This is a genomic window from Nonlabens sp. (assembly GCF_051251825.1).
GTDB lineage: Bacteria > Bacteroidota > Bacteroidia > Flavobacteriales > Flavobacteriaceae > Nonlabens.
On the sequence record NZ_JBPOGG010000036.1, the window covers coordinates 1 to 3,932 of the forward strand.

Annotated in this window: 3 protein-coding genes and 1 pseudogene; all 4 read right to left on the reverse strand. The window is 36.1% G+C overall.

Annotated features, from left to right (window positions below):
* Positions 1–426 (reverse strand): annotated as a pseudogene (locus tag ACSHWW_RS14275) (PCRF domain-containing protein); the annotation flags it as partial.
* A 96-nt stretch (positions 427–522) separates the two neighbouring features.
* Entirely contained in the window at positions 523–1,380 is an 858-nt protein-coding gene (locus ACSHWW_RS14280) for a transglutaminase-like domain-containing protein (RefSeq protein ID WP_435683144.1), read from the reverse strand.
* A gap of 71 nt (positions 1,381–1,451) precedes the next feature.
* Entirely contained in the window at positions 1,452–2,399 is a 948-nt protein-coding gene (locus ACSHWW_RS14285) for an alpha-E domain-containing protein (RefSeq protein WP_435683145.1), read from the reverse strand.
* A gap of 72 nt (positions 2,400–2,471) precedes the next feature.
* A partial coding sequence (locus tag ACSHWW_RS14290) for a circularly permuted type 2 ATP-grasp protein (protein WP_435683146.1) occupies positions 2,472–3,932 on the reverse strand: 1,461 nt, incomplete at its 5' end.

Sequence of the window (3,932 nt, forward strand, 5' to 3'; positions counted from 1 at the left end):
ATGGAGGCCCAATCGCAACTTTCGGTACCACCGGCACCAGCTGTAATTTGTAGAACGGCAGGAAGTTCATCACCTTCTTCAGAAAGCATGTTCTTGAATTCGAGCTTCTCTAACTGGCTCAGGGCTTTATCATACTGAGCGGTTACTTCTGCTTCGTTATCTTCTCCTTCTTGTTGAAACTCTAGTAAAATTTCTACGTCATCAACCAGTGTTTTGGCAGCATTGTAATCATCTACCCACTGTTTTTTTGATTGTATGAATTTCATATGAGCCTGGGCTTCCTGTGGATTATCCCAGAAATCAGGAGCTAAAGTTTTCTCCTGTTCGTTTTCTATTTCAATAAGTTTGGCATCAACGTCAAAGATACCTCCTTAACGCACCAAGGCGCTCTTGTAGACCTTTAAATAGGTCTGTAGTAATTGTCATTATATTCTGTTTTCAAACAAAAATACTACTCTTTTTTATCTATTCCGCAGTTAATGATTGAATGTTTGCAAGGTTAGAATAATTACATTTTAAATTCTATTGTTGGCTTTGACTGCTAACTACTACAGAATGAACGGTTTCGTTCTTACCGGTAGAGAATACTACACCTTTTAAGGGAGAACAGTCATTATAGTCCTTGCCATCAGCTATTTTTATATGGGATGTCCCAGCCAAAATATCATTTGTTACATCAAAACCAATCCAGCCAACAAAGGGCACGTAGGCTTCTGCCCAAGCATGCATTTGCGCATCTCCAAAATAGCCGTTGTCTTGATGCAAATATCCTGAAACATAACGTGCAGGTATACCGTTTAATCTTGCGAAGGCACAAAATAGATGGGTGAAGTCTTGGCAAACGCCTTGGCGGATTTTTAGTAAATCTTTTAGTTTGGTGTATACATCAGTAGCTTCTGCGTTAAATTTAATATAATGGTGTACAAAGCTATTTAGGGCCAAAAGGTTTTCAAATATCGATAGTGCAGTATCTAATGTAAATAGATTTTTACTTTCCTCAGGAAGACTAGTATAATCCGTTGTTTTTAAGAAGGTGTCATAATCTACCTTAAAATCTAATTCTTGAAGCTTTTGAAACGATTTCAACACATCTTCTTCCGGTTCAAAGTCAAACGGATTAATTTCTTTCTTTAATAGTTTAAAATTCGCCTCAAAAGTAATGTGTGTAAATTCGGTTTTTGGGTGAACCCGAATCGTTTTAAAGCCATATCCATTTATAGAAAATTCACTCCTAGCATTTAGCGAGTTGTTAAAATCTATACTAATGAACTGTTGTGAGTCGTTCTCTTGTGGTATTATGAGAAATTGCCAATATGCTTCGCGTACTGGTTCTTCATAGGTGTTTTCTGCTTTATAAGTAATTGAATATTCTAATGACATTAGGTAATTGTGAGTTCGTTAGGTTTGATAAGAAAGTGATTTTTTTCCTGGTTAGCTTTGTAATATAAGGCTTAATAACTAAAAAACTCTTTCTCCATTTTTTGGCTAATTTCATAAAGATGTGTCAACGTATTATTAATTAATAATTGAATATCACTTTCAATATCTACCATGGATTTAAATTCATATTCCGCTCTAACTTTTCCAACTAGAAATGAAGTAGAGTCTCTATCGTGTTTTTGCTTGGTGTCCAAGATTTTTATGTGTTTGCATACTTGGTTTAAACTGTTCATAATAGACCTTGGACAGTTTGGATTAAGAATCAAAAACTCTAAAGTAGAAATACTTGTAGGCGTTTTTTTGTAATGCCTGCGCATCATATCATAAGATTCCGTACACTTTAATAAGGTGGTCCATTCAAAGCTATTCTTGAACTTATCGCCATAGCTACCCTGAGCCTTAAGAGCATCATTATATTTAGAACTAATAATCCGCATTACCTGTGTTGCCCGCTCTATATTTGCACCCATTATAATGATAGCATAAATTTCATCGTGCATTAGAGTACTACGCACTTTTCCCCTTAGAATTGCTGACATTTCCGTTACATTCCGTGTAAAATCATCAAGCCCGTTTTTTGTATAAACGTTAGCGTCGTAGTTAGCGATGAAGTGGTAAAATTTATTGATGGATTCATAAAGTTCAGTAGAGATCAGATCCCTGGCGCTATTGGCATTTTCTCGTGAATTCCTTACGTTATTAAGAATAGAAGAGGAGTAGTTGGGGTCTAATCCTATTTTATATAAAACTTCGGTCTCGTTAAGTTCGCCTTCCTCATCAGCAGCTGGGTCGCCCACTAAAGTTAACATTGAACGAAGAACAAATTGTCTAGATTGCGATATTTGATTGGGGGCATCAAGAGATGAAAAATAATTTACTCGAAGGTACCTCGCAATATGTTCTGAACGTTCTATATATCTTCCCATCCAAAAAAGGTTATTGGCAACTCGTGCTAGCATAGGTGTTATTTAATAGTTAGTGTTCTTTTTTTCTGTTTTTTATAGGGTAGAATATTCGTGCTTAGTATTCTACTAGGTCTTCAATACCCATGTGTCCTTAGATCCGCCACCTTGTGAAGAGTTTACGATTAAATTGCCTCTTTTTAACGCTACTCTTGTTAGTCCGCCCTTTAAAACGAACTCTTTGTCTTTTCCTAATACAGTAAAAATTCTGAGGTCAACATGGCGCTGTTCAAAAGATTCGGTTTCATCTATATATGTAGGGTGTACGGAAAGTGACATAATTGGTTGGGCAACGTATTTCCTAGGACTTAAAAGAATCTCTGCTTTTACAACTTCAACTTCTTTATCGCTCAATCGGTTTCCAATAGATATACCATAACCACCTGCCTCATCTACAGGTTTAATTACCAAGTTCTTAATATTATCTAATACATATTTTAGCTCTTTGGGTCTGCTGCAATGATATGTTTTTACATTATTTAGAATAGGCTCCTCGTTTAAGTAGTACTTAATTATTTCCGGCATATAAGTGTAAATGGCCTTATCATCTGCAACACCGGTACCAGGTGCATTAGCCAAAGTTACGTTGCCCTTTTTATAAGCGGAAAAAAGACCTGGCACGCCAAGAGCTGAATCTGGTTTGAATTCCAGTGGATCTATAAATGCATCATCTATTCTTCTATATATTACATCAACCTTTTGTGGGCCTTTTATGGTTTTCATGTATACAAAATCATTTTCAACGAAAAGATCTCTACCCTCAACTAATTCAACACCCATAGTTTTTGCCAAATAGGAATGCTCGTAAAACGCAGAATTGTACATACCGGGAGTAATGACTACTACATTGGGTACATCCACACCTTTAGGTTTAACGGTTTCAAGCAAGTCAAGAAGGTTTTCCGCGTAATTTGTAACGGAATACGTTTTGTAATGATCAAAGACACCAAATAGAGCCCTTTTTAATGCTGTACGATTGCAAATAACATAACTTACGCCACTTGGGCACCTTATATTGTCTTCAAGAACATAATATTGTCCATCACTATGTTTAATGACATCAGTACCTGAAATATGGTTGTAAATGCCCCCAGGTGGATCTAAACCTATCATTTGTTCTAAATAGTTAGCAGAAGAGCTTATGAGGCTCATAGGAACTATACCATCTTTAATTATTTTCTTATCATGATAAACATCCCACAGAAAGAGGTTTAGCGCCTTACTTCTCTGTATGCAACCAGATTCAATTATTTCCCATTCTTCTGGTGGAATTATTCTAGGAAAAAGGTCGAATGGAAAAATCTTCTCTTTGGTTTTCTTTTTGTCATACACCTGAAAAGTAATTCCCTGATTAAAAAATGACGACTTTGCCTTTTCGTTTAAATTGACATATTCACTAATGGAATGCCCGCCATAGAGGTCGAATAGTTTAGAATACACTTCCTTTACTTGTCCTTCTTGATCAAAGATTTCGTCGAATAAAACGGGGTTTCTTTGGTAGGATGAAAAAATCTGATTTTCTAAGTTTAC